Source organism: Wolbachia endosymbiont of Nilaparvata lugens (genome assembly GCF_007115045.1).
Taxonomy (GTDB): domain Bacteria; phylum Pseudomonadota; class Alphaproteobacteria; order Rickettsiales; family Anaplasmataceae; genus Wolbachia.
Window position 1 is genome coordinate 74,973 of sequence record NZ_MUIY01000001.1, and the last position, 24,843, is coordinate 99,815.

Annotated in this window: 21 protein-coding genes; 14 read left to right on the forward strand and 7 right to left on the reverse strand. The window is 34.0% G+C overall.

The genetic code is table 11. From position 1 onward, the window contains the following. Positions 1–75: 75 nt before the first annotated feature. The 9 genes from BWZ41_RS00370 (at position 76) to BWZ41_RS00410 (ending at position 6,965) form a co-directional block, all read left to right on the forward strand. A complete protein-coding gene (locus BWZ41_RS00370; protein ID WP_143689686.1) occupies positions 76–912 on the forward strand; it encodes an Rpn family recombination-promoting nuclease/putative transposase in 837 nt (278 codons plus the stop codon). Positions 913–1,043: 131 nt separating this feature from the next. Further along, complete coding sequence (locus BWZ41_RS00375; RefSeq protein WP_006015605.1) at positions 1,044–1,301, forward strand: phage tail assembly protein; 258 nt, start codon at positions 1,044–1,046, stop codon at positions 1,299–1,301. Between the two features lie 109 nt (positions 1,302–1,410). After that, positions 1,411–3,675: a phage tail tape measure protein gene (locus BWZ41_RS00380; protein ID WP_143689041.1), complete on the forward strand. Its 2,265-nt coding sequence runs from the start codon at positions 1,411–1,413 to the stop codon at positions 3,673–3,675. Beyond that, the gene (locus tag BWZ41_RS00385; protein WP_039950887.1) at positions 3,675–4,022 is read left to right on the forward strand and encodes a phage tail protein; all 348 of its coding nucleotides are present in this window, start codon (positions 3,675–3,677) and stop codon (positions 4,020–4,022) included. Before BWZ41_RS00380 ends, BWZ41_RS00385 begins: the two co-directional genes overlap by 1 nt. Further along, entirely contained in the window at positions 4,019–4,228 is a 210-nt protein-coding gene (locus BWZ41_RS00390) for a tail protein X (protein ID WP_006015620.1), read from the forward strand. Before BWZ41_RS00385 ends, BWZ41_RS00390 begins: the two co-directional genes overlap by 4 nt. Then, entirely contained in the window at positions 4,229–5,173 is a 945-nt protein-coding gene (locus BWZ41_RS00395; protein ID WP_006015622.1) for a contractile injection system protein, VgrG/Pvc8 family, read from the forward strand. Positions 5,174–5,225: 52 nt separating this feature from the next. Further along, positions 5,226–5,759, forward strand: a complete 534-nt coding sequence (locus BWZ41_RS00400; protein WP_006015625.1) for an ankyrin repeat domain-containing protein — start codon at positions 5,226–5,228, stop codon at positions 5,757–5,759. Positions 5,760–5,826: 67 nt separating this feature from the next. Then, on the forward strand, positions 5,827–6,042 hold the full coding sequence (locus BWZ41_RS00405) for a hypothetical protein (RefSeq protein WP_006015629.1): 216 nt from the start codon (positions 5,827–5,829) through the stop codon (positions 6,040–6,042). 8 nt (positions 6,043–6,050) lie between these two features. Further along, on the forward strand, positions 6,051–6,965 hold the full coding sequence (locus BWZ41_RS00410; RefSeq protein WP_143689042.1) for a patatin-like phospholipase family protein: 915 nt from the start codon (positions 6,051–6,053) through the stop codon (positions 6,963–6,965). 95 nt (positions 6,966–7,060) lie between these two features. Here the strand turns inward: BWZ41_RS00410 and wmk (BWZ41_RS00415) are convergent, their stop codons facing one another. The 7 genes from wmk (BWZ41_RS00415) to mutL form a co-directional block, all read right to left on the reverse strand. Beyond that, on the reverse strand, positions 7,061–8,047 hold the full coding sequence (gene wmk / locus BWZ41_RS00415; protein WP_006013990.1) for a WO male-killing family protein Wmk: 987 nt from the start codon (positions 8,045–8,047) through the stop codon (positions 7,061–7,063). Positions 8,048–8,093: 46 nt separating this feature from the next. Next, positions 8,094–9,002 (reverse strand): WO male-killing family protein Wmk, encoded by a 909-nt coding sequence (gene wmk, locus BWZ41_RS00420; protein ID WP_006013992.1) that lies wholly within the window; start codon positions 9,000–9,002, stop codon positions 8,094–8,096. A 117-nt stretch (positions 9,003–9,119) separates the two neighbouring features. Next, entirely contained in the window at positions 9,120–10,391 is a 1,272-nt protein-coding gene (ltrA, locus tag BWZ41_RS00425) for a group II intron reverse transcriptase/maturase (protein WP_143689043.1), read from the reverse strand. A 572-nt stretch (positions 10,392–10,963) separates the two neighbouring features. Continuing rightward, positions 10,964–12,151, reverse strand: a complete 1,188-nt coding sequence (locus BWZ41_RS00430; protein ID WP_006014128.1) for a hypothetical protein — start codon at positions 12,149–12,151, stop codon at positions 10,964–10,966. 170 nt (positions 12,152–12,321) lie between these two features. Then, positions 12,322–12,987, reverse strand: a complete 666-nt coding sequence (locus BWZ41_RS00435) for a JAB domain-containing protein (RefSeq protein WP_143688756.1) — start codon at positions 12,985–12,987, stop codon at positions 12,322–12,324. A 170-nt stretch (positions 12,988–13,157) separates the two neighbouring features. Beyond that, positions 13,158–14,096 carry a WO male-killing family protein Wmk gene (gene wmk, locus BWZ41_RS00440; protein WP_006014132.1) on the reverse strand — a complete coding sequence of 313 codons (939 nt, stop codon included), beginning with the start codon at positions 14,094–14,096 and terminating at the stop codon, positions 13,158–13,160. 68 nt (positions 14,097–14,164) lie between these two features. Continuing rightward, positions 14,165–15,952: a DNA mismatch repair endonuclease MutL gene (mutL, locus tag BWZ41_RS00445; RefSeq protein WP_006014134.1), complete on the reverse strand. Its 1,788-nt coding sequence runs from the start codon at positions 15,950–15,952 to the stop codon at positions 14,165–14,167. Positions 15,953–16,385: 433 nt separating this feature from the next. Here mutL and BWZ41_RS00450 point away from each other — a divergent pair, with 433 nt between their 5' ends. The 5 genes from BWZ41_RS00450 (at position 16,386) to BWZ41_RS00470 (ending at position 24,840) form a co-directional block, all read left to right on the forward strand. Next, the gene (locus BWZ41_RS00450; RefSeq protein WP_006014136.1) at positions 16,386–18,986 is read left to right on the forward strand and encodes an ankyrin repeat domain-containing protein; all 2,601 of its coding nucleotides are present in this window, start codon (positions 16,386–16,388) and stop codon (positions 18,984–18,986) included. 120 nt (positions 18,987–19,106) lie between these two features. Then, complete coding sequence (locus tag BWZ41_RS00455; RefSeq protein WP_039950631.1) at positions 19,107–19,847, forward strand: NTP transferase domain-containing protein; 741 nt, start codon at positions 19,107–19,109, stop codon at positions 19,845–19,847. 124 nt (positions 19,848–19,971) lie between these two features. Then, positions 19,972–20,925 (forward strand): NAD-dependent epimerase/dehydratase family protein, encoded by a 954-nt coding sequence (locus BWZ41_RS00460; RefSeq protein ID WP_006014140.1) that lies wholly within the window; start codon positions 19,972–19,974, stop codon positions 20,923–20,925. Beyond that, the gene (locus BWZ41_RS00465; RefSeq protein WP_006014142.1) at positions 20,882–23,209 is read left to right on the forward strand and encodes a glycosyltransferase; all 2,328 of its coding nucleotides are present in this window, start codon (positions 20,882–20,884) and stop codon (positions 23,207–23,209) included. The genes BWZ41_RS00460 and BWZ41_RS00465 overlap by 44 nt, the downstream gene beginning before the upstream one ends. After that, positions 23,170–24,840: a WG repeat-containing protein gene (locus BWZ41_RS00470; protein ID WP_143689044.1), complete on the forward strand. Its 1,671-nt coding sequence runs from the start codon at positions 23,170–23,172 to the stop codon at positions 24,838–24,840. Before BWZ41_RS00465 ends, BWZ41_RS00470 begins: the two co-directional genes overlap by 40 nt. The last annotated feature ends 3 nt before the right edge of the window (positions 24,841–24,843 follow it).

A 24,843-nucleotide genomic window follows, 5' to 3' on the forward strand; every position in this document is an offset into this window, starting at 1 on the left:
CGCGAGTTTCACGTAGGGTTCTGGAAGGGGCCAGGAGGGAAGTTCTCCTGGTCTACTCTCCTAGCATTTCGTCGTATCTTTGGTACAGAAAAGAATAAAGACATCCTCATTCACTTCCTCAATGATATTTTGAATTTTACTGGCAAAAATGCAATACAGGATATAGAGTTCTTAAGTACTATTCAAGATCCTGAGATTGCCTCTAAAAAGCAAAGTATTGTTGACGTGCTATGTAGAGATTCAACAGGAGTGCAATGGATAATTGAGATGCAGGTCGCTAAAACCAAAGGCTTTGAAAAACGAGCTCAGTACTATGCTGCTAAAGCCTATTCAAGACAAGCTGACAAGGGTGATCAATACCATGATCTTAAGGAAATTATTTTTATTGCTATAGCAGATTGTATACTGTTTCCTGATAAGTCTGAGTATAGATCAAAGCACACTATTCGCGATGAAGATACTAATGAACATGATCTAAAAGATTTTTACTTTGTATTTATTGAATTGCCTAAATTTCCCAAAACTAAAGAAGATCAGCTTTCAAATATAGTTGAGAAGTGGGTATATTTTTTTAAGTACGCTGACGAAACAGGTGAAGAAGAGCTGGAAAGGATAATAGGAAGTGACGTAATAATCAAAAAAGCTTATGAAGAGCTAAATAGGTTCAACTGGTCAGAAAAAGAATTTATAGCCTACGAACAAGAGGTCAAGCGTATTCGTGATGAGCAGGCTGCTCTTGCTCAAAAACTTGATGATGCCAAAAAAGAAGGAAAGATTGAAGGAAAGATTGAAGGAAAGATTGAAGTTGCAAAAGCGATGTTGACTAATAATGTTGATATTAGCACTATTGTCAAGTGTACAGGTCTTTCTGTCGATGAAGTTCAAGAATTAATCCAAGTTGAGGAAAAATAAACCCTATTATCATTTTTATATTGAGAAATTTAGTATAAAGGGTCGTTAATCAAACACAAAAACTATAGTAAAAAAAATTAGTTATGTAAAAGCCAAGCAGACTTTTATTTAATTAATTTTTAAGGAGGAACATGCAAGCTATAACACTTAATAACCCAATTACAGTTGATGGAATTTCTGTCTCAGAACTTACCGTTAGACGTCCAAAAGTTAGAGATTATCTTGCAATTGAACGCTTAAATGGTAGTGATCTAAGTAAAGAAGTCACTCTGACAGCGAACTTAACATCAGTGGCAAAAGAATCAATTGAGGAGTTAGATATTGCTGATTATGTTAAAGTACAAGAGGTGCTCAAGGATTTTTTTTCACCAGTTATTCAAAGAACTTGAGGTCAGAAGTATTAATGTTCAGCTCTGTTGTAGGAGGCGGAGTTGAACAAATACTTGATATGGAGATTAGTGAATTTATTTTATGGAGCAAATTAGCTAGGGAGTTCAAATGTCAGTATTATCGATAAAAATAGGTGCAGTACTTGATGGCAGTTTTAATACTGTAATAAAGGGCAGTAGTAGTCAACTTACTCATCTTGGTGAGAACATAAGAAAGCTTGACTCATCTTTAAAATCAGTATCAAAATTTAAGCAGTTGGGTAGTGATGTTTTGACCAGCAGGAGGTCGTGGAAGGGCTTTGAAGATCAAGTAAAATCTTTAGCTAAACAAATGAAAGCGGTGGAGAAACCAAGCAAAACTTTAAAAGCAGAGTTTGACAAGGCCAAAACCTCCGCAACAAAAGCAAAAGAAGCATATTTGAAAAAGAGAGATGCTTTACATTCATTTAATGAAGAAGTAAGGAAAAGTGGCAGAAATATTAAGTCATTAGTAAGTGACCAATATAAACTTGGTTCTTCTATTGAAGTGCTAAAAGGTAAGTATGGTAAGCTTGGGTCTGCAATACGTAGTCACCAAAGTTTTTTAGCAACCAAAGCACATTTTAAGTCACAAATTATAGAGACTATTGGGCTAGGGCTAACGCTTGCAGCTCCAGTTAAAGTTGCGATTGACTTTGAAAGTGCTATGGCTGATGTTACAAAAGTGGTAGATTTTAAAAAAGGAACGGATGAAGCAACTAAATTTGCAAAGAAGTTAAAAGAGATGTCACGCACTATACCATTATCAGCCGCAGAACTGGCACAAATAGCTGCAAGTGGTGGTCAACTTGGTATCAAGAAAGAAGATCTTTTTATGTTTACAGAAACAGTGGCAAAAATGTCTACAGCATTTGATATGTCTGCAGAGCAAGCAGGTGATTCTATAGCTAAACTCTCTAACGTTTATGGCATTGATGTTAGTAAAATGGAACATGTTGGTAATGTGATCAACCACTTATCAGATAACACTGCTGCTAAAGCAAGAGATATGGTTGAAACTCTAGCAATAGTTGGTGGTACTGCAAAGCAGTTTGGTTTGGATATCGAGAAAACAAGTAGTTTAGCAAATGCTTTCATTAGCTTAGGTAAAACACCTGAAAAAGCTGCAACTGCTATAAATGCTCTACTTAGTAAACTTCAGACTGCTGAAGAACAAGGAGGGGATTTTAAAGCAGCATTAGAGCAAATGGGAATAACTGCAGAAGAAATAGTACAAAGAATAAGCGAAAACGGCGAAGAAGCATTACTCTATTTTTTTCAAACTCTAAAGAAAATGGATAACCAGGAACGTTCTACAATCCTTATGAAACTTTTCGGTCAGGAATATCAAGATGATATTGCATTATTAGCTGGAAGTTTTAATAAGTGTGAGGATGCAATAAAGTTATTGGCTAATACAGAAAAGTACAAGAGCTCTCTACAAGAAGAATTCAAAAATCTTGCAGACACTACAGCTAATAAATTACGACTTCTTCGAAATGCAATAGCTGAAGTTGTTATGAACCTGGGCTCAGTGTTGTTGCCTACTTTAAAATCTATAGCTGAATTTTTACAAGAAAAAACTAGATATATAGCAGAGTTTGCAGAAAAATATCCAACTTTAACCACGGCGATCATGGGTACTGCAGCATCCTTGATAAGTTTAAAAATTGTAGCAGTAGCACTAGGATACGGATTTACATTGCTAGGAAGTACTATTTTTAGTCTGAAAGCAAACCTTCTTGGAGTATTTTCATTTTTATCAGCTACAGTTTTTCCTGCAGTAGTAACAGGACTCAGAGCAATAACACTCGTTAACCCTATAGGACTTTTAGTTGCTGGACTTGTTACTGGTGCCGCTCTTGTTATAGCTAACTGGCAAAAGGTGAAAGACTTTTTCTCTAGCTTGTGGAAATCACTCATTGAACCTATAGGAAAAGCTTTTTCATGGATAGGGGAAAGTGTATTTGGAAAAGTATTGGAAAATAGCCCACTGAAAGAATTTGAAAAAAGAAAAACTGAAATAAAAGCAGTCCATACTACCATAAAGAGTAATATTCTCAACAGTGGAAATCCTGTGCTAGGTAACAGTATAATTAAAGAATTTTCAAAGAGAAATAAAAATAGCTTCAGAGTCAAAAGCCTTATTGAGGAGACAGAGAGCGATAAGATATTTGCAAGGAGTAAGTTTGAAAATAAAGAACAAAATAAAACTCAGAACATCACTAATAATTACACTATCAGCATTAAAGCAGAACCTAACCAAGATGTTCGTAGTCTTGCAGATGAAGTAATAAAAAGGATAAGAGAAAAGTCACGTGATGTTTTATTTGATACGGTAGAGACATTTTATTGATGCTATCTCTTGGTCCGTATAAGTTTGCTCCCACAAGTTTAAAGTATAGCAAAGAAAATCGTTGGAGCACGATTGAGTGTATTGAAAATATGCCACTATTACAAAATATCGGTCAAGGTGTAGAAAATATAGATTTAGAAGGAATGATTTATCTGCATAATCTCAACGGGCTAAATCAATTAAAGAGTGTGAAAGAAGCTGAAAAACCACATATTTTAGTAGATAGTTTAGGTAATATTTTAGGACAATTCGTAATTACTAGGTTAGAAGAAAAGCAGATGTATTTTTTACCTAATGGACTACCAAGAAAAGTTGAATTTAGTTTGAGTTTAAAAAGCTATAGATGACTGTATACTATGTGAGTAAAGAAAATGAGATGTTAGATCTGATTTGCTGGAAACATTACGGATTTACTGATGGAGTAGTGGAATTAGTACTAGCAGAGAACTTAGGTTTGGCAGAATACGGAAGCTTTTTGCCTGCAGGATTAAAGATAAAGCTTCCTACTATTAAGAAAATAGTACAAAAGTCAAAATTAAAGGTCTGGGAATAAATGCAGCCAGATTTTATAATAGATAAATGTGAATCAATTAAAGATAGAGTTATATCATTGCACCTTACAGATGAATCAGGAATAATAGATGATGTAGTTGAAGTGTGTGTTAATTACAGGGATGAAGACATAGATATTCCGAATGAATTGAACATAGCACTAGGTTATAAGGAATTTGGAATCTTTCCAATGGGTATATATACAGTCAACGAAGTGACTATACAGGGTCCACCTAAGACTCTACTAATCAAAGCTCATGCAACAAATTTAAGAATATCTTTGAAGGCAAAAGTATCAAAAGAATGGCGCCAAATTACCATAGAAAACTTAGTAAAAGAAATAGCCCAAAAACATGGATATGGATACAAAGTCGCTAAGGAATTTAAGAGTGTATTGATACCCCATATTAATCAGGCAGATGAAAGTGATATAAGTCTGTTAACAAAGATCGCAACAGAGCGTGAAGCAATGGCAAAATTAGCTGGTGGGTATATATTGTTTATTTCAAAGAATATGGCAAAATCAGCCACAGGAAAAGCTTTAGGAACAACGACTATTAGACCTCAAGATACAATTAACTGGAAAGTACATTTTACCGTACGTGATAAGTATAATTCAGTAGTGGCAAAGTGGCATAGCTATGAAAAGGGCGAAACTATTAAAGAAACAGTTGGTAGTAGCGAGCCAAGTTATATTATGCTGGAACTTTACTCTAATGCAGAGTCAGCGCTGAGTGCAGCAAATGCCAAGTTGAAACAATTGAAGCGTAACAATGAAGCTTTAGATATAACTATGCCTGGTAATCCTCAAATTTTTGCAGAAGCTAAACTTAATCTTATAGACTTTAACCAAGCGGTAGATGGTGAATGGATAGTTAATAGAGCGGAGCATACTTTAAATAGCTCAGGTTACCTTACTATGTTGTCAGCATCTTTGAGTAAGTAATGTTAATAAAAAATGAGTAAATGATCTATTTAATATTAAAAAGATGTTGAATATGGATAAATTGGGTCAAGATACAAAAAACAAGCTGCATTTTTGGTGGCTTATAACAGTAATAGTATGTATTATTGCTACCTATTCCTACATGAAGGCAAAGGCTGCAGATAATTATAAAACGATATTACGCATTGCTTCTCAAAATTGTAACTTAGAGACTGTAAAATTCTTAGTAGAAAATCTATTAGATATTAATGTGCAGATCCCTAAATTAACAGCACTACATTATGCTGCAGAAGAGGGATGTGCAGAGGTTGTAAAATTCCTAGTAGAAAAAGGAGTTGATATAAATGCTACGAAATATGAAAGATGGACACCTTTACATGCAGCTACATATGAAGGCAAATTGGAGATAATTAGATTTTTATTAGACAAAGGTTCAGACCCTACCATTAGAGATACAGATGGAAAAACACCAAGGAAAATTGCTGTATTAAGATCACGGCATAATAAGGACAAACCTTATGATGAAATCATTAAGCTACTTGCAGAAGCAGAGGATCGATACAAATCAATAGAAAGAAATCACTAAAGCTGTAAGTTTTCTATAATCTGTATATAAACTTCTAAAACTATCCATAACAAGTTAATATCTTCACATGAAAAAGCAAAAAATCCCAATCACAGTAATAGTAACGATAGTAATACAGACCATAGCAACAATTTGGTGGCTCGCTAAGCTTGATTTAAAAGTACAAATTCATGATCAATTTATAGAACGAAATCACGAACTAATGGAAACAGTTTATCGCCTTGAGGAGCGGGTAAAAAACCTCATTGAAGAAGTTAATGAGCTTGAGCAAAAACACAAATAAATTTCACAGTGGTAAAATACATTTTATCCGTTGATGGAGGTGGCATTAGAGGGATAATACCTGCCATTATTCTAGCAGAAATTGAATCTAGGACAAAAAAGCCAATTTCCCAGATTTTTGATTTAATGGCAGGAACCTCAACCGGTGGGATTATTGTTGCTGGACTTTGTAAAAGCAATAAACTTCAATACTCTGCCAATGATTTGGTTGAACTTTACCAAGAGTATGGACCATATATCTTTCAATCATCATTTTGGAGAAAATCAATTGCTTCTTGGCTGAGTGGTTCTCAGTACTCATATAGAAATATGGAATTTATTCTCAACAAATACTTTGGTGAAAGTACTATGGCCGATGTTGCGAGTAATCTACTACTCACCAGTTATGACATTCACAATAGTTGTGAATTTTTCTTCAAAAGTTGGAAAGAAAAAAACATTAAGTTGAAAGATGCACTCAGAGCTACAACAGCTGCTCCAACGTACTTCACACCAAAACGTCTGAAAATTAGCCAAACAGAGAGAGTATTGATAGATGGTGGAGTGTTTGCAAATAATCCAGCGGCTTGTGCATATGCAAGTGGTAAGAGGTTATTTCCAAATGATGAGATTATACTGCTATCAATAGGCACTGGTGGAACAGATAGAAGTATAAAGTATGCTAACTCAAGGAAATTTGGCAAAATAGGGTGGATCAAGCCACTACTGAATGTGATGTTTGCCTCTGGATTGGATTGCGTTGATTATCAACTAGAACAAGTAATAGACGATAAATATATAAGAATACAATCGCAATTGAAAGTAGCATCGACTGAGATGGACAATATTACACTCAAAAATATCAAATCTCTTCAGCAAGAGGCAAATGCAATGATAGAGGACAACCAGAAATTAATAGATAAACTTTGCGATTTCATATCTTAATTTATACCAAGCAAAATTCAACTGAGCCAAAAAAGTTGGTTAGCAAATTCTGCTGGTTAAATCATTAACTAACTTTACTTATATCTTAAACACATTCAATTTTCACACTCACCCAACTCATCAGCAGTTAGGCCACTTGCTCGCACAATAATATCAATAGCAACACCTTCCTTAACTAGATCTTTTGCAATCTTGATTTTCTCTGCTTTTTTAACCTTTTCTTTACCAGTTTGCATTCCTTCAGATAAAGATCTAGCTACCGTATCCAGTAATTCTTGATCCTCAATTTTTTCGCATTTACCTATAAACCCAAAAACTGGCTCATTTTCATATTCTGTTAGTCCAAGAGCTTTAATGTTAACTGATAATGTCTTTGCTATCTTATATAATATTTCAATTGGAATGTCTGTATATCCTCGTTCATAGTCGTGTATTTCTTTAGGTGTTGAACCGATTTTATTTGCCAAGTCCTCCTGAGTGTATTCCCGTATTAATCTCTGCTCTTTTATCCTTTTCCCCACTTTGTAGAGTATAGAATCAGTACAAATTTCTTTCTCTATATCATCATATTCGTAAGTAGATAAGCGAGTCACTTGGGAAATAATATCAACTGAAACTCCTTCTTTCACTAGATTCTTTGCTACTTCTATTTTCGCTTCTTCTTGGCTAATTTTCTCGCTAATATATACAAACCTTACTAATGGATACAGCTTCTTGCGTAATTCCTGATCCTTAATTTCTCTATGTATTTTTGTTAGATAGACTATTTCTTTATCCTCATCTTCATACCAACTGTTTTCTCTTAGTACTGTTGGTCCTGGAAGTAGATCTATAACATTAACTGACAATGCTCCTGCTATTATATACGATTCTTTGATTGTAATAGCCTTGCACCCTAGTTCAAAGTTATGTATTTCCTTATGTGTTAAACCAATTTTGCTTGCTAATTTTGCCTGAGTATACCCTTGTACTATCCTACAACCTTCTATTTTTTTCCCTAGCTCGTAGCTTACTGAGCCAATATGCTCTGAATTATCATAGATAAATCCTCTAAAAGCTGTTTTTCCTACAGAAGCAAACATATATTCTATCACAAAAAAATCCACTATTGGCTAAGTTTTTATGAAATCACAAAAATTTCTCAATCATATAATTTGATAAGCCTGTCGTTTGCAAGATAATATCAACAGAAATTCCTTCTTTCACTAAATTCCTTGCAACTTCAATCTTCTTTTCCTCTCTGACCTTTTCTCTATAAACATGTATACCTTCAAATAAAGACTTGATTAGCATATCGCGTAATTCCCGACTCTCAATCTTTTTGTATTCTTCTATCAACTTTGATAGCTTTTCTTCCGCTTCACTATCCTCATCTGATTCGGGAAGTAGATCTATGATACTGATTGATAATACCTTTGCTATTTCATCTAACATTTCAAGTGAGACAGCAGCTCTCCCTTGTTCATATTCGTATATTCCTTGATTTGTTATGCCAACTTTATTCGCTAAATCTTTTTGTGTATATCCTCGTATCAATCTCCACTCTTTTATCCTTTGCCCTACTTTGTATGGAACCGGAATTTTGTTCTCCTCATACTCACCAATAGATAAGTTAGTTGTTCGAGAGATAACATGAGCAGAAACTCCTACTTTCATCAAACCCCTTGCTACTTCTATTTTTACCGCTTTTCTGCTTCTTTCCTCACTCAAACGAATAAATTTGGTTAATAAATAAAATACCTCGCTTAATTCTTTATCTTTATAACCCTTTACTAAATTTAATATTTCTTCATCTTCAAAATATCTTTTTTCATTTGGTAGCGTCTCTCCACAAACTAGACCTTTAACATTTACTGATAATGCTTCTGCTATAGCATATAATTTCTTAATTGGAATTTTACGACTCCCTTTTTCATATTGCAGTATTGCCCAGTACTTTACACCAACCTTCTCCGCTAAATCCTTCTGAGTATACCCTCTCTCTAACCTCCAATTTTTTACTTTTTGCCCTACCTCACAGTCTAGACTTTTTTCCATACAAAGAACCATACATATAATATTTTCTACTATAGCTCAAAGGCTCCAGATATAATGGGGAGAGTAGACCAGTGGAACTTCCCCTACCAGTCTCTCGCAGAACTGTACATAAACCTCTCAGCTTATACAGCTCCCATTATTTAGCCTTTTTGACCCTAAACCTAGTGTCCAATGATAGAAAATATTTGGAGACCTATCTCTCACCTTTCCTAGAAATTGTCTTGCTAGTCTTCCGTGACTCCTGAGTCTCTTATATTTCCTTTTGACCCACTTTTCTAGATGCCGCTCTACATTCTTTAGAGATTTGTAGACCTCAGTTCTGTAAAATTTGCCATAGTACTGATACCAGCCTCTGACTATTGGATTTACTTTTCCTGATATCTCCTCTAATGTTATATGCGTATTTCGTAGCATTTTCCATGATCTTATGGTTGTAGTAATCTTTTTCTTGGCCTTGTTGCTAATTGCTGGGAGAAATGAAACAAAATGCTTCCCTATTTTATTTCTTGCTAACCTGGGTCTGAATGTGTAACCCAGAAAATCAAAACTTTGTTTAGGAAATTCATCTCTCCTATTGTCATCCTTACAGTACACTATCTGTGTCTTTTTAGGATGTAATTTCAACCTATACTCAGCCAATCTCTCTTCGATCATTACTTTCACAAATCCTGTCTGTTTCTCTGTTCTGCAGTGCACTATCGCATCGTCCACATATCTCTCAAATGGTACCGTCGGATAGTTCTTTTTCATCCATATATCAAACACATGATGCATGAATATATTAGAGATGATTGGGCTAACTGAACCTCCTTGCGGAACTCCTTTATCCCTAACTACTTTACTGCCATCTGCAAGTTGTATAGGGGATTTCATCCACCTTTCAACATATAGTATGACCCATTTGCAGTCTGTGTGTTTCTTGATAGCTTGCAAAACTAATTCGTGATCCAGATTGTCGAAGAACCCTGATATATCAAGGTCTACCACCCAATCGTACTTCCAGCATCTCTTACGCGCTGTATCTACCGCATCCAATGCTGATTTATTCGATCTATAACCATATGAATCCTCATGGAATTTTGGCTCCACTAACGGTTCGAGATACATTGTTGCTGCTGTTTGCGCTATCCTATCTGATACTGAAGGAACACATAAAATTCTTTGTCCTCCTCCCATATCTTTCGGTATTGCTACAGCTTTTACAGGCTCTGGAAAATAACTTCCGGATGACATACGATTCCATAGTTTGTATAGATTATCTTTTAGATTTTCCTCAAACTTTGTTATCGAAACCCCATCTATACCAGCAGCACCTCTATTTTTCGATACTTGTTTATAAGCTCTCCAAATAAGTTTCTTTGGTATATCACAAGACTTTGTTTTATTCATTAACTCCTCCCTTTCGGTTGATAAATAACTAAAACTAAATAACTCAGCTCCTTCGCTCCATTTCCATTACAGAAACTTCTTCACTACTACGAGCTGATCCGCCCCTGTTTTCCGCATCGGTACTCTCATCCTCAGAGATCAGCTCCTTGGATTTCTCCCTTATCATCGAAACGACAGGTTCCCGCAGTTCCACGCAATAGCCCAAAATAGATTCATGCCACCTCTATGCCGGACGCCATCTATCCAGTAAACAAGCTCCCGATAGATTTATCCCAGGTTAAGTCTAACCCCTGGTTTTGACATCATCCAATTCCTTTCGACACTTTATCAGTGGTTCATTTTCATTCATCTCTCTATTTTACACATGACGCATATTTGCGCCTTTTCCATAACGCTCACTACCTTAGCTTTTTACCAAAGCAGCTTATGGTTGTTTGAAGCCTGCTCTTGTAAGCCGGCTCCGAGGGGCCCACCCCCATCTATTGCGTAGCTTTTGCACTTAGTTTGCTCTTACTTGAACATTCCTTGTGTCTCTACGGCACACTAGACTCTGGAACCTTAAAATAAATGAATTAAAGCCCCCTAAAAGTTTCTTTACTATTTTCACGTACTTTATCTACCCATGAAGACAATTTTTCACTTGGGCTATCAACCTCCTTCATAAGCTGCTTGCTATTCCATATGCCACATCTCATAAAACTTCCCTTTTCTACTGCTTCTTTAAGTTTTACTCCAGCAAAAAGACAATTTTTTCCTATTTCTTCGCCTCTTTCTTGTAATTTAGACCACATTTCCTTATTTTCTACTCTGACTTGTACTTGATCATATTTTTTTACATCGTGGTACAATATAATATCTAGCTTACCAATGCTTGTAGGAAATTCTAATATAATAGAGCTTCCATCTGACATATCGATATAGTTTCTTATACCTCCCTTCTCACTTTTAACCTCAACTGCATCATTGCCAATTTTTAAAATATTACTTCCTAGCTCTCTTTTTGCTTCCAGTATTTTGGCTACCTCTACCTTGCTATCCCCAGAAAATTCTATATACGATGTTGTATTATCTATTTCAACATCTATTAATTCTCCTTCTTGCACAGCACTTTCGCCAGCTTTCTCTAGTTCTTCTAGTCTCTCATCTATATGTGGCTGAACTTCTGGTTGTAGCTCATTATAGATTTCACCTATCAATTTATTCTCCAATAAAGTATCATGAAACTCTGCACCGTTTAGCATTAATTTACGTATTAGCTTTTTACGATCAGCCTTATCAAATTTATGAAAATGTGTGCCCAGTATCACATATTCCGCGAGGCTCCACTCTCCATCATTACATGCATTTAGCCTTGCTCCAGCAGCTAGTGCTTCGTCTACAACCTTGTGCAGTTCATTTGGACTTTTTGCTCTTACCACAGCACTCTTAAACCAGCTCAACTTTTCTGCACTTGGCTTTATTTTTTTCAAAGCTGAAGCAAATGGATTTTTATCTTCTTGATCACTTACAGGTTTTGTGCCATAAACATAGTCAAATCCTTTCCCATAGTTGATTTTGTTTTCGCGAACTTCTCTACCAGGGAAAGGTGCTATTTCTTCAGGCTTTTTAGCCTTATTAATTTTGCTTACAAAGGTGTTAGTACGACCTATTCCTACAATAGCATTTAACACCTCACCTTTTGATAATCTATCAAGATCAATGTTTAACTCGTAAGTACCTCCTTCTTGATCATCAAAAGGTACAATTATTTTATTAACCATATTAGCCTCCGCTATTAAATATACTTTACTAAGTCTATAACCTACTTTATTACTTTATTATTAATTCAATATATACTTTCTCATTAATTATAAGCAATGATTAATGTGATTGCAAATACTTTCTTCATTCAAGTAGTTAAACAACTCATGAAAATCTTCAAACATCTGCTTTATAACAGTCCTTGCTCTTTAAAGCTAAAATACCCAACACTTGTGATGATAATGTGATCCAGCAACCTAATCCCTATAGTCTGACAAGCTTTAGCCAAGTCTTTAGTTACAGCTTCATCCTCATCAGATGGCTTTAACCTTCCTTCTGGGTGGTTATGCGATATTATTATTGACGTCGCTTTTCTTATTAATGCCTTTCTTGTTACTTCTCTTATGTAAAAAGGTACCTTATCCACTGTACCAGTGAACACTTCTTCCCCCTTTAAACGGCACTTTTGATCAAAATATATTATTTTCATCTTTTCCTCCTCTGAATAACCAATACTCACCCTCAAATATTTTACTATGGTTTCCAAGTTATCCATTACAGGTCCTTTCTTTAACTCTTCTCTTGGTACTCTCTTTGCAGCTTCCTTTAGGCATAAAATTACTGCTACTGTAGAGTCAGTTATCCCTTCTATAGTTTTCAAGTCATCTATTTCCTGGCCTAAAACTCCTCCTATTCCAAAATTATCTATTAGCTTTCTAGCAATAATTCGAGCTTCTTCCCTGTCATGCACTGCACTTAGAAACGTTTCTATTACTTCACGATCAAGTAAAGCTTTACCGTTGCTTTCTAATGCTCTGAATTCTATTTCTTCTCTACGATCTTTCTTATTGTTCATAAAAATTACCCTTCACTAATAACAAAATATTTTTAATTATTTACTGCTGTTTTTTATCAGCATTGGCATAAAGCCATAGCTTTTGAGTGAAGTCAAATCAATTTTTAAATCTTTTTCACTTATTTTTTCATCAAAAAGTAAAAACGTTAATAGATACTGATTTTTTTATTTTAAATTTGTTGAATTTCGTCTAAAGAGATACCTACTGTTTTTAAAATAATATTGATAGAAATTCCTTCCTTAACTAAATTCTTTGCAATTTTCATCTTTTCTACTCTCTTCACTTTCTCTTTGCAAACTTGTATGCTTTCAAACAGAGATTTTATTAGTACATGACGTAATTCTTGGCTTTTAATCTTTTTGTATTCTTCTATTAACCTTGATAGTTCCACTTCACTATTCTCATTTTCTGTTGTTTCTGGAAGTAGGTCTGTAATACTAATTGATAGTACCTTTGCTATTTCATCTAACATTTCAAGTGAAACACCAGCTCGTCCTTGTTCATATTCATATATTCTTTGATTTATTATGCCCACTTTACTTGCTAAATCTTCTTGAGTGTATCCTCTTCTCAACCTCCATTCTTTTATTCTTTGACCTACTTTATACGGAATAGAAATTTTTTTCTCATCATTATCATATTCATCAATAGATAAACTGGTCGTTTGAGAGATAACATGAGCAGAAACTCCTTCCTTAACTAAACCCTTTGCCACCTCTACTTTTACTGCCTTTCCACTCTCTTCCTCACTAATACGGATGAATTTAGTTAATAAATAAAACGTTTCACGTAATTCTTGGTCCTTAATCTCTTTATGTCTTCTTACTAGATTTAATATCTCTTCTTCCTCATACCTTCCCTCATTTGATACTTCTTGTCCGCAAGCTAGATCTCTAGCAGTTGTTGATAATGCTTCTGCTAATTCATATAACTTCTTAATTGAAATTCTGCGTGTTCCTTTTTCATATTGCAGTATTACCTGATATGTTGTATCGATTTTTTTTGCTAAATCTTTTTGAGTATATCCCTTTGCTAACCTACGATTTCTTACTTCCTGTCCTATTACTTTGTAATCTAAAAAATTAGAGCATTTATTCTCTTTTTTCACATTTTATACTCCATAACCAGAAGAGCTGTTACGTATACTTAATTGGGAACCTTTTTGACAAACTGAACTCATCTCCTTTCAAACAATTTTTCTATATCACTTAGTTTCATTTCTATATAAGTTGGTCTTTCATGACCAGAATATGGAGTTTTCTCAATTTGTCTTAGTATCTCATTCATCTCTTCCAATTTCATTTTTCTTCCTGCTCCATGGCAAGCGATTGTGGCTGATATTTTATTCACCTTATCCTCTATTGGCAACGTATCTTCCATTTCCATTAACTTATCTACTATATCAACTAGCATCTCTTTTATATCTATTGTTCCCAAGATTGCAGGTATTTCTTTTATCGTTACTTTATCTTCTGATTGTATTTCAATATCAAAACCCATTTCAAAAAGCTCATCTTTATAAGTTTTAACCATCCCCATTCCAGCTTGGTTTTTAATTTCAACTGTTTCAGGAAGAAGTTTTTGTCTTTTTATGCTTGTTAAGCACTCGTATATCAACCTCTCATAGGCTGCATGTTGATCTACTATAATCAGCCTATCTCCAGACTCAGCAATAATGTAAGTATTGTGGACCTGACAACGTGCATATCCTAGGGGATGATCCTCTACCAAATCAATTTGCTTCCTTTCTAAAACCATCGTTCCCTTTTGGGGTGGGGATTCTCCATACTTAAAAGTTTCTGGTAAGCTTTGCCTTCTTTCATCTGGTGCATTGAATTCTTTCATTAGACGATTTTCTAAAAGACTTGGTCTCTTTTCATAAAACTCTTTTTGATCTTTTTTCTCTTGACTATCAACCTGCTCTTGGCTTTTACTATCATTAAAAATTAGCTCCTCTTCAATACCTTGATCACCCGCTGCAAATCTCGTTGATAGTGTTTTTATTATCCCTCTTCTCACTATTTCATATATTAGCCTTTTATTCTGAAATCTTACTTCCGATTTATTTGGATGCACATTTACATCTACTTGGTCATATGGTACTTCTAAATGCAACACTGCAAAAGGATACCTATTGTTTGGAATAAAATCGTGATACGCATATCTAATTGCACCAACAAGTAGATTGTCTTTTATTGGCCTTCCATTAACAAACGTATAAATCTGAGTTGAGTTGCCACGATTGACATTAGGTTTACAGATGTGTCCCTTAAGTTTGATGCCTTCTTCTTCCTCTTTAACTTCTAGTGAATTGCTTTGAAATTCTTCTTCTATTTCACATAATCTGTTGAACAGCGAAGTTTGCTTAACATATTTTAAGAGCTTTTTATTACCAGAAGTGAGAGTAAACCCAATACTATAATTAATCATCGCTAAGTTATTCACAATATCAACAATACTTTGTGTTTCTGCCCTTTCGGTTTTTAGAAACTTTAGTCTATTTGGTGTAGCAAAAAATAAGTCACGAACTTCAATATATGTACCTTGCAACAAAGAACAAGGGGTAATCTCTCTTATTTTTTCTCCTCCCTCATACCTTATAGACCATGCTTCCTTTGCTCCACTTGCCTTAGACGATAATTTCATTCTGCTTACTGCTGCAATTGAAGGTAAAGCTTCTCCCCTAAACCCAAGGTGCTTGATTTCTATTAACTCACTATCGCTTAATTTTGAAGTGGCATGCCTCATAAATGCTAGTTCTAAGTCGTCCTTTTCTATTCCATTTCCATCATCTGTCACAGTTATAAGGTTACGTCCACCACTTTCTATTTTGATCTCTATCTCTGAACTTCCAGCATCTATTGCATTTTCTACTAATTCCTTTACTACACTTGCTGGCCTTTCGATTACTTCTCCCGCTGCTATACGATTTATAGTTTTTGTGTCTAAAAGAATTATTGCCATATTTTTAACTCTCAGTCTGATCAGTTTAATATCAATTAAAATCAGATTGTCTATTAAATTCTATTCTAAGCCCTTTCATGAAGATCATTAGAATTATGTATAATTATTAATGCTTTTTAAGTGGATTTCCTATTGTTCTTTCTAAGTTCCTTGGTGCACGCAACGATTATACTTTAAAAAGAATGTTGGCTACTGAGAAGAATGAAGACATCATCATCAGCGAAAAAAAAGGGCAAAAAAAAACAGAAAAAATTGATGTAACTACTTAAGGCAGGTGTCTCTATTGCAGCTGAGACAGCTGATCATTCATGATCAAATAAAAAAGTTATAAGCACACAGATTGGATTACAGTATCTTTTTTAAGAAGAAGATTTATCTTGCTTAAAAACTTGTAGATACTATATTTTACATAAATTCTTCATGCGAGGCCTTTATGTTTACTAATAGAATATCTAATAATCTGGATCAGCTACAATTTTTTGTAGAGTTTTTAAATGAAAATTATGAAACTCAGAAACATCTTAGTCTTACACCACTACATTTAGCAGCAGGAAATGGTCAGTTGGATTTAGTCAACACTTTATTAGGAGAGGGTTTAGATATTAACTCAGAGATTAAGTACGATGGCTTTACGCCACTGTATTTTGCAATTGCAAAAAATCGCTTAGAGATGGTTAACTTTCTTATTGCTCATGGAGCAGATGTAAACCATAAGACCATTCTAGGCTTTACACCTTTAAGTTTTGCATCCCAGCAAGGATATTTAGATATAGTCAACACCTTGATTGCAAATGGAGCAGATCTTAGTACTAAAACAGATAAACTTAATACACCTTTACACCTAGCAGCAGAGAATGGTCATCTAGATATAGTAAATGTTTTTATTGAAAAGGGATTAGATGTTAATGCTGTAAATAATGATCGAGCAAGACCTTTGCATTCTGCAGTACAAAATGGTAACCTCGAAGTAGTTAAAGCTCTTATTTCACAAGGGTCTGACATTAACGCTGGATCTTCAGGCATAGGTAATCGTAAAGTTGATGCAAACATTACACCCTTACATCTGGGAACACAAACTGGTAGGTTAGATATAGTTAAAGTTCTGCTTGAAGCGGGAGCAAACGTTAATGCAAAAACAGATGATAAGATTACACCTCTACATTTAGCGTCTCAAAATGGCTTTTTAGAGTTAGTAGACATTTTACTAAAAGCAAAATCTAATGTTAATGCTAAGGATTATGAGAATCTTACACCTCTGCATTTAGCAGCAGAACGTAATCACTTTGGAGTAGTTAAGTCTCTTCTTCTCGTAAAGGGAATTGATGTTAATGCTAAAGGCCACGATAATTCCACAGCTTTACATATAGGATCTCAGAATGGTCACCTAGAAGTAGTGAAGCTACTAATAGAGAAAAAAGGCAATGTTAATGCTAAAAAAAACGAAGGTTTTACACCTTTGCATCTAGCAATTCAGCAAAGTCATTTCGAGGTGAGTGATTTTTTAATTAAAAATGGAGCAAACATTAACACCGTGGATGATCAGAATTGGACTCCTTTACATAATGCAGCATATAATGGTTTTTCTTTAAAAATAGTAGAGAGCTTAATTGCAAAAGGAGCAAATATAAATGCAAAGATGGATGATGGTAGAAGAGCTCTACATTTGGCAGCAGAACATAATCACTTGGAAATAATGAATTTCTTGATTGAAAATGGAGCAGATATTAATGCTCTAGATAACAGAAGTTGGACTCCTCTACATTGTGCAGCATATGATGGTAATTTAGAAGTTGCTAAATCTTTGCTTGATAAAGGAGCAGACATTAATGCTAAAACAGTTAAAAGTACTACACCTCTACACTTTGCAGTAGACCATGATCATTTAGAGGTGGTTGAATTGCTCTTAGAAAAGGAAGCAGATATTAATGCTTTAGATCACACAAATTGGACTCCTTTACATTTTGCAGCAGAAAAAGGTTATGATCAGATAGCAACCGTTCTATTGAAACATGGTGCTGATGTAAATGTAAAAGAAAATCAAAATAAAGGCACAGCTCTACATCTTGCAGCTCAATATGGTCATCCTAAGGTAGTTAAAACTCTTATTATAAATGGAGCGGATGTTAATGCAAAAATGGATAAAAATGCTACGCCTTTACACTTAGGGGCACAAATTGGTAATTTAGATATAGTTAGGTCTCTACTTATGAGCGGAGCATACTTTAATGCTAGAGCTGAAGGAGGTAGATATGTTTTACCATTACACTTTGCGGAAAGAAGAGGAAACCCAGAAGTAATAAAATTACTAAAATTGGTTGAGAAGTTATTTAAGGCTATAGAAGATAATAATTATTTAGGAATTGAGAGTTCCATTAGAGATGGAGCAATCATTGATTCGAAGAACGTGGATGGAAGAACGCCATTACATTATGCTGTTAATAATGGGCACATAAAAGTTGTAAATATCTTGCTAGCAAATGGAGCTGATGCTACTCAAGTTACTAACAAGGGTAATACACCATTACACACTGCTGCTTCCAAAGGTCATAAAGAAATTATTGAAGCTTTGTTACAACGTGTAAGCCACAATAAATTGAGTGATTTTATTAATGCTAAAACAATAGTTAAAGGCACTACATCGTTGCATGTTGCTACTGAAAATAGCTTTTTCGAAGCTGTAAAATCTTTGTTGAAACATGGTGCAATTTATAACATCAAGAATAAAGAAGGTAAAGCACCACTTGATCTTTCTCGAGACCAGAATATTACTAACCTATTGAAATTAGTAGAAGAGCTATTTGAAAATGCAAAAAATGGTAATGTTGAAATTATCAGTAAGCTGAGAGCAATAAAACCCGATGAGCGCGTAGCTGTAACAAATGCTCGTGATGATCAAGGCAAGTCATTAGTCCAGGTTGCAGTAATCAATAAACACTCAAACCTTGCAAGTAGATTATTAGAAATATTAAAAAGTCCAGATCAGAGTTTACAAGATGTCAGCGTAGAAAATCGAGTAAAGAGTTTAAAGTTATAGTTCTCTTAAATGAAACTCTAATGAGGGTGCCAAGATCTAGATCATTTAGAAAATTATAGTGGGCTTTACATCTTATTAATTATAAATTAACTTACTATCTAATCAATCCCTAAGTCATGTATGAGTAACATTTTGATAATATTAGCAGCAGGAAAGAGCAGTAGAATGAATTCTGAATATTCAAAAGCGTTGCACCAAGTGGGAAATCTTACTCTTTTAGAACATATAATTTCTAATGCAAAATTGCTGAGTCTAAAAAGCTTATCAATTGTTGTTAACAACTCCCTTCTAAAAGATTTAGAAAACTTTGATACTCTAAAAAGTATAATCGATCAATACAATATAAAACTAATAATTCAAGAAGATATTACAGGTACTGGCACTGCAGTTAAAATTGCTCTAGAAAATCTGGAGGAGTTATCTGATCAAGACATAGTTTTAATACAGTATGGAGACACTCCTTTTATATCTAGTGATACAGTTATGAAAATGACTGATTGTTTAAAGTATAATAATTTAGTTCTTCTTGGATTCAATAGTCAAGATGAACAATATGGAAGATTAGTAATTGATAATTACGGCAATGTTCAAAAAATCCTAAAAAATGGAGATAAAATGCTTCTTGCAAACTCTGGAATAATAGCTTCATATGCTAAAGATCTCTCTACCTTAGTAAAAGAAATAAAATTTAATAATTCGACCAATGAATATTGTCTTAATGATATAGTACCCATTGCAGCAACCAATAACTTGAGTGTAGGTTATGTAGTTACTGATGAAAGAGAAGCAATGGGAGTAAATAATAAAGAGGATTTGGTTAAAGCTGAACACTATTTTCAAGCAACAACTCTTCTTTCATAATCACATTTTTTATTCACTAATTTAAGTTGACATTTATTTTATACTGGTTTTATAATACCTTTTGATTCTTACTTGTAAGATAATTGGTACGACAAATTTTCCTAGTTGTAGTGAGAGGGTATACATGGGGATATTAATAACAGGTGCTGCAGGTTTGATAGGGTCAACCTTGGTGAAAAAGTTAGAAAACCAGGGCCATGAAGTAATAAGCTGTGATATTAGGTTTCACAACAATCCACTCAGTTTTTTTTCAGAAGATATAGTACCACTACTTGCTAAGTGTACAGGAATTATTCATCTGGCTGCAATTTCTCGGGTTATACATGGTGAACTTTATCCTGAACTGTGTAAAAAAATTAATGTTGATGGTACAATGCAGTTTTTAGGGTTATGTAAGTCACTTTCAAATAAACCATGGTTTATATATGCAAGTAGTAGGGAAGTCTATGGAGAGCAGAAGGAACTGCCGGTTACAGAATCTGCTAGTATCAATCCAATAAATAATTATGCCAAAGGTAAAGCATTTATTGAGAAACAAATAACAAGCTTAAAAGATTTTAATGTAGCAATATTACGCTTTTCAAATGTATACGGTGGTTTACTAGATCATAACAGTAGAGTAATTCCTGCACTCTGTATTAATGCATTAAGAGGTGATCCAATTAAAATAGAAGGTAAAGAATGTGTTTTTGATTTTACCTATTTGGATGATGTTATAGAGGGTATATGCTTAACTGTTCAATATTTACAAAGCGAAAAATCTTCTCTTCCTGCTATTCATCTTACTACTAATAGCCCATGTACTTTAGAAAACTTAGCAAAAACAATATTAAAAGTCACAAAAAGTGATTCTAGAATTGATTTTTATCCTCCAAGAAATTTTGATGTAACTAAGTTTCATGGTGATTTTACTAGAGCTAAAGAGCTACTTGGTTGGTCTCCAAAACATTCATTAGAAGTAGGATTAAGTAAATTTATAAAAAGTCTACAAAACAATACACAAGAATATCCTAACAATATAGATATGGTAATATATGAAAATATTAAAAGTTATTCATGGTTACCCTCCTTATTATAGTGCTGGTTCAGAGGTTTATAGCCAAACTCTTGCTCATGAACTAGCAAATAACAATGAGGTACAAGTATTTACTAGGTATGAAAATAGCTTTTTACCTGATTTTTATTACACTACAGTTCTAGATCGTAGTGATTCCCGGATTTTACTGCATTTAATTAATATACCTACAGCTAAATATCGTTATAAATTTATCAATGAAGAAGTAAATATAAAATTTAAAAGAATAATAGATAACTTTCAGCCAGATCTTATACATTTTGGTCATCTTAATCATCTATCAATTACTTTACCAGAAATTGCTTTTAAAGAAAATATACCTACAATTTTTACGCTACATGACTTTTGGTTAATGTGTCCAAGAGGAAGGTTTATTCAACGTAATTCTGAAGATTTATTGCAGCTTTGTGATGGACAAAAGGATCAAAAATGTGCAACCCAATGTTACAAGGGATATTTTACAGGAGATGAAGAATTCCTGAATTCAGACATAAATTATTGGGAACAATGGGTTGCAACTAGAATGAAGCACACAAGGAAAATAATAGACTATATAGATTACTTTATTTCCCCATCAAAATTCTTGATGGATAAATTTACTCAGGATTTCAATGTTCCGATAAACAAAATTTCTTATCTTGATTATGGTTTTGATCTCAGTCGTCTTAAGAATAGAAATAGAGTACAAGAAAAAGAGTTTATTTTCGGTTATATTGGTACTCATACTCCCGAAAAAGGTGTTGACCTATTACTAAAGGCTTTTTCTCACTTATCATCTAAAGCAAAACTTAGAATTTGGGGAGCAGCAAGAGAAGAAACTAAAGCTTTAAAAGCGATTGCCGATCAGTTTTCACCTGTTGTTAAAGAAAGAATAGAGTGGATGGGAAGTTATGATAATAAGAATATAGTTACTGACGTATTTAATAAAGTTGATGCAATAGTCGTTCCTTCAATTTGGGGTGAAAATTCACCATTAGTAATACATGAAGCACAGCAACTTAGAATACCACTTATAACAGCCGATTATGGTGGTATGGCAGAATATGTAAGAGATGGACTATTGTTTAAGCACAGAGATGCAAGTAGTTTATCAGAAAAAATGCAAGTCCTATCTACAAATCAGGAGTTATACAATAAACTTACCCAAAAAGGCTATCCTTATACTGAAAATGGAAATATACCTTCTATAAGTGAGCATACTGAAAAACTTAACAAGATTTACCGTAATGCTATTGAAAAGAAAGGCAAATCAGTAGCTTTGAAACCCGGTCCTTGGAGAATTACTTTTGATACTAATCCAGATTACTGCAATTTTGCTTGTATAATGTGCGAATGTTTTTCACCATACAGCAAAGTTAAAGAAGAAAAGAAAGCTAAAGGAATAAAACCTAAGATACTGTCGATAGAAACTATCAGAAAAGTAATTAAGGAAGCAGCTGGAACACCTTTAAGGGAAATCATTCCTTCTACTATGGGTGAGCCTTTAATGTATAAAAGCTTTGATGAAATAATCAATTTGTGCCATGAGTTCAACCTTAAGCTTAACCTCACAACCAATGGTTCTTTTCCTATTAAAGGAGCTAGAAAATGGGCTGAACTATTGGTACCAATTTTATCTGATGTTAAGATTTCCTGGAATGGGGCAACTAAAGAAACTCATGAAAAAATCATGAAAGGTTCAAAATGGGAAGTAGTGACAGAAAATTTAAAAACTTTCCTTGAAGTTAGAGATAAATACTTTAGCGATACAGGTGAAAGGTGTACCGTTACTTTACAATTAACATTTTTGGAAAGTAATTTACATGAACTCTATGACATAGTTAAGATGGCCATAAAAAATGGCATAGATAGAGTTAAAGGACATCATCTTTGGGCACATTTTGAGGAAATTAAGGATCTATCTATGAGAAGAGATGAATTAGCAATTAGTAGATGGAATACAGAGGTAAGAAGGTTATATGAGCTTAGAGATAATATGCTATTGCCAAATGGTAAAAAGATAAAATTAGAAAATTTTACAATCCTTTCTCAAGAAGGTATTAAGGATTTGGCTCCAGGTGGTCAATGCCCATTTTTAGGTAAAGAAGCATGGATAAACAATGAAGGAAAGTTTAGTCCTTGCTGTGCTCCAGATGAACTCCGTAAGACATTAGGAAATTTTGGTAATGTTAATGAGGTTAAACTCGAGGAAATATGGCAGAGTAGTGAGTACCTAAGCTTACAAAAGAATTATTTAAATTACAAATTATGCAAAACATGCAACATGAGAAAACCTTTGATCAATTAATCAAAGATAATCTTAAATCTATTAAAATTTCACCGTGTGAGAGTTTTCACGAATTACTAGGAAATCCTTTGTATGAAAATAGGTTTATAAAGGTTGGTAAATTTCATGAGCCCGGTCTTGCACCGGTTTATGATCAGACAGGTGCTTATCATATCAATGTGAGAGGAGAAGCAGTTTATCATCATAGATTTCTAAAAACTTTTGGATTCTACTTCAATAGAGCAGCCGTAGAAGATGATACAGGGTGTTACCATATTGATTCATCTGGATGTAGAGTATACAAACAGTCGTATCAATGGATTGGAAATTATCAGGAAGATGCTTGTGTAGTTAGAAGACATGATAAATGTTTTCATATTAATTTAAATGGCAACAGGATTTATCAGGAGGAATATGATTATGTTGGAGATTTTAAGGATGGTATCGCTGTAGTCTATAAGGATGGCAAAGCTACACATATTAATCATCATGGAAAGTTAGTACATAATAAATGGTATAAAAAACTTAATGTTTTTCATAAAGGGTATTCTATTGCAGAAGATCAACATGGTTGGTTTCATATAGATATTAATGGTGATCCTGTTTACCAGCAGAGATTTAAAATGGTAGAAGCATTCTATAATGGCATGGCAAAGGTTGAAACTTTTGAAGGTGTGTTAGGACAAATCAATATTACCGGAAATGTAAAGTTTAGTATTTTTGATTTAGGTAAAGAATCTCAAGTGCATAGGATTTCTGCAGAACTTTCAGCCTTTTGGAAAACTTACCTAACAAGCGTTGCTATTGAACTTGATTTGTTAAATATTTTACCTGCAACTATTCCAGTTTTATCTAAAAAGTTAAACATTATCGTACCAAATCTAGAAAGGCTGTTAAGGGCGTTGTGGGAAATAGGGTTTATTGATTACGATAAGGACTTATGGCAACTATCATCAAAAGGTAAGTGCTTTAAGGAAATACCGTTTTTGTCTAAAGCTGCAACGATGTGGGCAAGAGTTGCCGCTGAAAAGAATTGGTTAAAGATTGCCGATATACTAAAACAGAAGTCCATCTCTTCATTTGAATCTTTTAAGGAAAGAGAAGCATCAGAAGATAAGAAAATAGCGTTTTACCAAGCATTGCTAGGATATTCTAGGTTTGATACTAAAGAGTTTAATTCTAGGATTAATATAGATGGTGCTAAGAATATATTGCTATTTGGTGTACACTCTTTATTTCTTGCTTATTCTGATATACACAATAAAGGTTCTATAGGCCTATATAACGAACATAAAGTACCAAGACAGTTAGTAGAAAATTTAAAAGTCAAACTTATAACTCAGGAAGAACTATCAGTTACAAATTATGAATTAGGTGTCTTTTGCCGCTTTCTGCAGCATTATGATGATGATAAAGTATTATCTTATTTAAAATTGGTCAAAGGAATATCTCGTATTTTATTGATAGAAACTATTTTAGATTACCGCTCTCCAACTGGAGGCTCTGTAGATATTAATGTAATGGTTGAAACAGGAGGTAAACTAAGAACATTAAGCGATTGGGAAAAAATATTAAAACAAGTAAAAGGATTCAAAATTTTTGCTGTTGTGCCTTTAACAGATTACTTATCAGTCATTGATGTCAGGTATTAATCA

Coding starts and splice junctions, on each gene's coding strand:
- mutL (WP_006014134.1), bottom strand. CDS start 15,952: ATGGCAATAATTCTTTTAGACACAAAAACTATAAATCGTATAGCAGCG.
- BWZ41_RS00455 (WP_039950631.1), top strand. CDS start 19,107: ATGAGTAACATTTTGATAATATTAGCAGCAGGAAAGAGCAGTAGAATG.
- wmk (WP_006013990.1), bottom strand. CDS start 8,047: ATGTTTGCTTCTGTAGGAAAAACAGCTTTTAGAGGATTTATCTATGAT.
- BWZ41_RS00375 (WP_006015605.1), top strand. CDS start 1,044: ATGCAAGCTATAACACTTAATAACCCAATTACAGTTGATGGAATTTCT.
- ltrA (WP_143689043.1), bottom strand. CDS start 10,391: ATGAATAAAACAAAGTCTTGTGATATACCAAAGAAACTTATTTGGAGA.
- BWZ41_RS00460 (WP_006014140.1), top strand. CDS start 19,972: ATGGGGATATTAATAACAGGTGCTGCAGGTTTGATAGGGTCAACCTTG.
- BWZ41_RS00470 (WP_143689044.1), top strand. CDS start 23,170: ATGCAAAACATGCAACATGAGAAAACCTTTGATCAATTAATCAAAGAT.
- BWZ41_RS00395 (WP_006015622.1), top strand. CDS start 4,229: ATGCAGCCAGATTTTATAATAGATAAATGTGAATCAATTAAAGATAGA.
- BWZ41_RS00450 (WP_006014136.1), top strand. CDS start 16,386: ATGTTTACTAATAGAATATCTAATAATCTGGATCAGCTACAATTTTTT.
- BWZ41_RS00435 (WP_143688756.1), bottom strand. CDS start 12,987: ATGAACAATAAGAAAGATCGTAGAGAAGAAATAGAATTCAGAGCATTA.
- BWZ41_RS00400 (WP_006015625.1), top strand. CDS start 5,226: ATGGATAAATTGGGTCAAGATACAAAAAACAAGCTGCATTTTTGGTGG.
- BWZ41_RS00390 (WP_006015620.1), top strand. CDS start 4,019: ATGACTGTATACTATGTGAGTAAAGAAAATGAGATGTTAGATCTGATT.
- BWZ41_RS00380 (WP_143689041.1), top strand. CDS start 1,411: ATGTCAGTATTATCGATAAAAATAGGTGCAGTACTTGATGGCAGTTTT.
- wmk (WP_006013992.1), bottom strand. CDS start 9,002: ATGGAAAAAAGTCTAGACTGTGAGGTAGGGCAAAAAGTAAAAAATTGG.
- BWZ41_RS00385 (WP_039950887.1), top strand. CDS start 3,675: ATGCTATCTCTTGGTCCGTATAAGTTTGCTCCCACAAGTTTAAAGTAT.
- BWZ41_RS00405 (WP_006015629.1), top strand. CDS start 5,827: ATGAAAAAGCAAAAAATCCCAATCACAGTAATAGTAACGATAGTAATA.
- BWZ41_RS00430 (WP_006014128.1), bottom strand. CDS start 12,151: ATGGTTAATAAAATAATTGTACCTTTTGATGATCAAGAAGGAGGTACT.
- BWZ41_RS00465 (WP_006014142.1), top strand. CDS start 20,882: ATGAAAATATTAAAAGTTATTCATGGTTACCCTCCTTATTATAGTGCT.